A 5,416-nucleotide genomic window follows, 5' to 3' on the forward strand; every position below is an offset into this window, starting at 1 on the left:
AAGTATGAGCATTACCTAAGAAACCCCTACCTCTAAGGTAGTGGGTAGTTCATTAGTTAGTACTTATAAAGTCATTACTGGTATGGGTTTTAGCTAAGATCTTGATAGGCAATAATGAGTAGATTAGCATTTTCATAGTTAGTACTTATAAAGTCATTACTGGTATGGGTTTTAGCTAAGATCTTGATAGGCAATAATGAGTAGATTAGCATTTCCATTATTTTTATCAGTTAAACCACTCAAGCATTTTTTAAATGCAGTTATAACCATCTTAGTGGGTAACAACTAAAGTAGTAACTAACTAGTAATAAGTGATCGCTTAGTTTTTACCACGATAGGTAATACGACCTTTTGATAAGTCGTAAGGTGTCATCTCAACTTTTACTTTATCGCCAGTCAAAATACGGATGTAGTGCTTACGCATCTTTCCTGAGATATGTGCAATGATTTCGTGGTCGTTTTCTAAACGCACTTTAAACAAGGTATTAGGAAGGGTGTCAATGACTTCGCCTTCAAATTCAATAATATCGTCTTTTGCCATAATGGGTATCAATCATTTAAAAATAAGCGGGTATTATACGCAAGTTGACGGATTAATGCAATACAAAACCTGCTTTTTGCTTGACAGTCTGTAACTGATATGTATGTCAGTCGGGTAAATTGAGCCAAATAGGAGTCAATGGGGGAGCTGGTAGCAGGCTTTGCAAGTGCTCGGGATAATAGGCGTTGATAAAATACAAGCCATCCCCAGAAGCCGTAGGCGGGGCGATAGTACGGTCTTTTTTAGCTAAGATTTTTAGAAAGTCAGACGGTTCTAGCTCATGCTTGCCGATCGCGTATAAGGTGCCCATTAGATTACGAACCATATGATGCAAAAATCCATCAGCTTGAATGTCAAAAACGATGAATTGACCATGGGTAAAGAGTCTAGCGTGACGGATAGTCCTTACTGGCTGATTAGACTGACAAGCGGCAGCACGATAACTGCTGAAATCGTGCGTACCAACGATGTCAGCGGCAGCCAGCTGCATTGCGCTCAAATCAAGAGGCTCGTAAACATGAGTTACTTGGTGACTTAAAATCGCCGGACGCTGCGGTTGATTGAGAGTGATGTATCGATAGCGTCTGGCAATTGCACCAAAGCGTGCATGAAACTCAGGTGGCATCGGTTGTATCCAGCGTAGAGCGATGTCATCAGGTAGTAAACTATTGACACCACGAAGCCAATTGTGTGTGGGGCGATAGGCGTGTGTCGTGAAGTGAGCGATCATATTGCTTGCGTGGACGCTTGCATCGGTCCGACCGGCGGCGATGACTTCTACTGGCTCGTTAGCCACTTTACCGATCGCGGTTTCAAGCGCTTCTTGTACACCCAGTACTTCGCGCTGTCGCTGCCAGCCATGATACTGGGTACCTAAAAACTCAATCGCAATAGCCAAGGTATAGACAGGAGGTTTTTCAGATTCGATGTTATTATTCTCAGGCATGGTGGTTTTGGTGCTTATAGATTAAATAAAAAAAGTTTTGAGGTTGTTTAGCGTTTCTTAATGCTAGTACCTGTCTGATTGATATTGTTCAACCAACGTTGGCGACGTCTTGCAGGGCTGTCATAGCGCAGTAATAACCACAGTAGCCGTGCATAAATGGCTGGAATGGTCAGACGACCTCCTGATAATACATGATGATCATACTGCCAACTACCAGCAGCATAGCTTTCACTGACACCGCCAAACGGTGCCTGACTGGCGCAAATAACCATGTGTCCTTTTTTAAACAAACTCTCTAATGTCTCAGCTAGTGCTGCTGAGTAAGGGACATTCCCAGCACCAAAGCCTAATAGAATAATGCCACATGGAAGCTGGGACAATAATGCCTGTAGCTGTTTGTTTATCACCTCAGTATCGTTAGGTAAGCAGTAAATAGCATGTACGTGAGTGTGCTCTGCACGAGACGATATATTGGTGAGTAACGAGCGCTGCTCATCTGACCAATGCTGACGACGAGCGTCTGTTAAGTTTTTTATGTAACTATTGGATGGGTAGGCAGCCCTAGAATGACCAGTAAACGCCATCAAATCATGGCTATGGATTTTCTGTACGGTTTGGGCAGGCCAAGACTCACCAGAGAAATGAATTTTCACGCCTGATTCGCCAGCCGCTGCTAACTTCAATGATTCGTTGAGGTTTTCCCACGCATCAGAATAAGCATCAACTGCGTAAGAATGTAATATTTCGCTATCGAGTAATGGACGCATACTACCAGTGACGACCACGCAAATGTCACTACCGGCGAAAGCCTCTGCTAGAAATGCGCCCAAATAGCTTAAGGTATCAGTGCCAGTGATCAGTACAAAACGTCTGTGCCTTTGCGTATAGGCGGCCAGCAGCAATTGATAAAAATGCACAAAATCGATGGGGATTAGTTGACTGCTGTCTTTGATAAGCGTGTTGTTCAGCCAATAAATGTGGGGAAAATAGTTATCACTTTTTTGCTCAGATACCAATTGTTGTAAAATTGGTAAAAAATTTTCTGCTGATAAAGGGGCTAAAGGTCGTCCGTAGCTGCCGAAAGTGCCGCCAGCATAAATAAGGTGAATAGGATCTGTGAGAGTCTTTTTCATAGCAGAAGAAGGCATATTATGAGCCGCAATAAATAAGGGTTTGATAAAAGAGAACAGTAAATGTTAAGCAGTGCCACAGTGCGGTAATAATAGATAGTATAAAGCGTAAATGCAAAAAAAATCAGCAACTATTCTCGTAATGAAAGAATGGTTGCTGATAAAGAAGTAAGAAGCTTTCTAAGCGGTGCGATTTAGAATCGCTTTTGCTTGGCGTTGTTGATCAATACTACCTTGAGCCATGACCTCTTTTAGTAAGCGTTTGGCACTATCGTATTCGCCAAGCTGTAGGTATTGATCTGCTAGATCTAGCGTTACTTGTTTGTTGTCTAAGGACCGTACAAAGTCAAAATCAGCGGAAAATTGCTCAGAGAATTCTTCAATAGGACTGGGCTCTTCAGAAGTAATACTTTCAACAGTAGTATCTTCAGGGTCTATCGAAACGATGGGAGCGGCCGATGTGGGATTTTCTGAAAAAGCGTCAAAATCAAAGTCGTCATCGATTAAAAAGTTATCATCGAACAAGGGTGAGCTGCTCTTTTGTTTGTCAGATTCTGCTTTAACAGTTGGCTCTTCAGGTTGTAGTTCAGGGTTTAGATCAGACTCTAAATCATGTGGGCTCCCAGAATCGTCTGGCTCATCAAGATCGTCAAAGGATAGAGTCAATCCACTGTCGTCTTCCTGAGTAAAGCCGTTATCCTCTGATTTATCTTCTAAATCACTGAAATCTAACACGAAATCATCGTTGTTGTCTTCGGTGCTGTCCATTTCGACACTGTCTACCTCGACGTATTCAGCATCACCAGATTCATTTGAAGTCAGTATTTGTTCTGAATAGTTGTTCTCTTTCTCAGGTTCGTCGAAACCAAAATCAAATTCGCTTAAATCAGTGGCTACGTCACTGTTAGTGGGTAAGGATAGGTTTTCATGATCGTCGAGTGTCGTAACAGGTGTTGTATTAGTGGTTGGTTCATTCAAACCATTCTCTAGGTCACCTTCTAGGTCGCTGAGCGTTGAATCAAAGTCGTTTTGGTTATTATCGACTGTAATATCAGCTGCCATCAAATCGCCAGAGAGTGAGAGGTTGTCTGTAGATGTATCCGTAGCAACGGCGTTGTCACTATTTTGTGTTATATCATCATTATGGATACTTCCTGAGCCGTCAGTTTGATTGGTAGGTAGACCAAAATCAAGCCCTTCAGAATGGTCTTGTCTCTCTGTTGAACCGTCTTGCGTGGTTAATTGATCTGGCTCTTCAAAGTACAATGAATGTAATTCATTTGCTGAGGCAACACTTTTTGGGTTGTTTTGAGCTGTTATGGAGTCATAAACTTTCTTAAAGTTATCTGGTTGATCCGTAATACCATATATACTCAGCAGTTGAAGTAGCATTTGGCTATCATTTGGCTATCATTTGGCTTTTGTTGCAGACCACGATTTAGCGCCTCTATCGCCTTGTCATGGCGTTGCTGATCCATAAAGCGTTGCGCAATAGAAACAGGATCAAACTTATTTTCGTTAGCCATACCGCTCGAAAGTGTTTTTTCATTTCTAGATATGGGTGACGTTGAACTAACTTTACTACTTGATCTGGCATGAGCTCGAGTCGAAGACGGCTGTGCTTTATTTTTGCGTAGTAATAAAATACCTACCAATAATATGACCACCAAACCAGCGATTATGTATAGTAAATTGTCCATTGTTACTCCAGCGCCTACGTTGACAGCATTTTGTACTGATCTATAAGGCAATTATTGATTGAGGAGACTGCTAGGCTAGCTTGCCAACCTACCAACCGACCGACTCTGCGTTTTAAGGTGGTAAGAGCGTCTGTGTATAATTAACTGATGACCTTTCGCCGCCGCTAATTTTATCTTATTACCACCCATACTACCATCACGACTAAAGATGAGTATCTAAGAGTCAGTTTTTTGTAGCGGCTTGTTTTAAGCGACAGGCGCCTGCGGAGTCTAGGCAGTATTTTTTAGCTTGTTTCATACATATCTAATGCGCTCGCGACCAAGTTATTTTCTTGCGCGATAATTCGTGAAATGCTCCACAAACTATCATTGCGCTGCACTTGATAGCTATCTAGAGTCGTATCGGATGCAGGGTTATTATCTAGGTTAGCTGCTGCAGTAACTAGATTGCTGTCGTTGGTTATGGGCACCAAAGGCGACGCCATCTCAGTATACTTGTTGGTGTTTGATTTTATCAAACGAGTAACCTGTATGTTGAGATTTTCTGAGGGGCTATCTGCAAGCGCTGTAATAAGCACAGATTTAGATGACGTTGGATTATGGTCTAGAGAGGCAGTTTTGCTAGCAGACGAAGCTTTATAAACTACATTATCGATAACGGTGTTACTAGTTACAATGTCGTGCAAGCGCCCGTCGTCCAAGCGTTTCATGGATTGTCGGTGGTTTTCATTGATATCAAACCCATGGCCAGTGCTCTTTGCCACAATACTCTTGCCCAGACGGCCGTTATCTAAGCGGCTAGTGTTATCAGCTTGATGATTACCAATATTGCTAGCTGATATAGGCGTTGAAGTTGCTGCAGATGCAGGCGACTTGACTGGCGCGGCATGGGCTGGAGCATTATTAGCTGCACTTTTGGCGATTAATGCCTCATTCATCGATGAGTGCTGGTCTGATAGATTTGGCGCTGATAATAGCGGTGGCGGTGCACCGTTTCTGACAGATAATGGTTGAGCTTTGCTCGTGCCTAGATGACCATTGTCGAAGCGGCTAGTGTTATCAGCTTGATGATTACCAATATTGCTAGCTGATATAGGCG

Annotated in this window: 5 protein-coding genes and 1 pseudogene; all 6 read right to left on the reverse strand. The window is 42.6% G+C overall.

The genetic code is table 11. The features are described 5' to 3' along the window. Positions 1 to 319: 319 nt before the first annotated feature. Positions 320 to 541 (reverse strand): translation initiation factor IF-1, encoded by a 222-nt coding sequence (gene infA, locus L0J61_RS08850; protein ID WP_301466083.1) that lies wholly within the window; start codon positions 539 to 541, stop codon positions 320 to 322. 106 nt (positions 542 to 647) lie between these two features. Then, positions 648 to 1,487 carry a tRNA pseudouridine(38-40) synthase TruA gene (gene truA / locus L0J61_RS08855; protein WP_301466084.1) on the reverse strand — a complete coding sequence of 280 codons (840 nt, stop codon included), beginning with the start codon at positions 1,485 to 1,487 and terminating at the stop codon, positions 648 to 650. A 47-nt stretch (positions 1,488 to 1,534) separates the two neighbouring features. Then, on the reverse strand, positions 1,535 to 2,635 hold the full coding sequence (locus L0J61_RS08860; protein ID WP_301466085.1) for an asparaginase: 1,101 nt from the start codon (positions 2,633 to 2,635) through the stop codon (positions 1,535 to 1,537). A 162-nt stretch (positions 2,636 to 2,797) separates the two neighbouring features. Beyond that, a complete protein-coding gene (locus L0J61_RS08865) occupies positions 2,798 to 4,009 on the reverse strand; it encodes a FimV/HubP family polar landmark protein (protein WP_301466086.1) in 1,212 nt (403 codons plus the stop codon). Beyond that, a complete protein-coding gene (locus L0J61_RS08870) occupies positions 3,991 to 4,317 on the reverse strand; it encodes a hypothetical protein (protein ID WP_301466087.1) in 327 nt (108 codons plus the stop codon). Before L0J61_RS08870 ends, L0J61_RS08865 begins: the two co-directional genes overlap by 19 nt. A gap of 284 nt (positions 4,318 to 4,601) precedes the next feature. Then, a pseudogene (locus L0J61_RS08875) lies at positions 4,602 to 5,416 on the reverse strand (hypothetical protein); the annotation flags it as partial.

This window comes from Psychrobacter sp. (assembly GCF_030457785.1).
Taxonomy (GTDB): domain Bacteria; phylum Pseudomonadota; class Gammaproteobacteria; order Pseudomonadales; family Moraxellaceae; genus Psychrobacter.

Bases quoted from the DNA above. Each gene is read 5' to 3' on its own strand.
- infA (WP_301466083.1), bottom strand. From the start codon at position 541: ATGGCAAAAGACGATATTATTGAATTTGAAGGCGAAGTCATTGACACC.
- truA (WP_301466084.1), bottom strand. From the start codon at position 1,487: ATGCCTGAGAATAATAACATCGAATCTGAAAAACCTCCTGTCTATACC.
- L0J61_RS08860 (WP_301466085.1), bottom strand. From the start codon at position 2,635: ATGCCTTCTTCTGCTATGAAAAAGACTCTCACAGATCCTATTCACCTT.
- L0J61_RS08865 (WP_301466086.1), bottom strand. From the start codon at position 4,009: ATGCTACTTCAACTGCTGAGTATATATGGTATTACGGATCAACCAGAT.
- L0J61_RS08870 (WP_301466087.1), bottom strand. From the start codon at position 4,317: ATGGACAATTTACTATACATAATCGCTGGTTTGGTGGTCATATTATTG.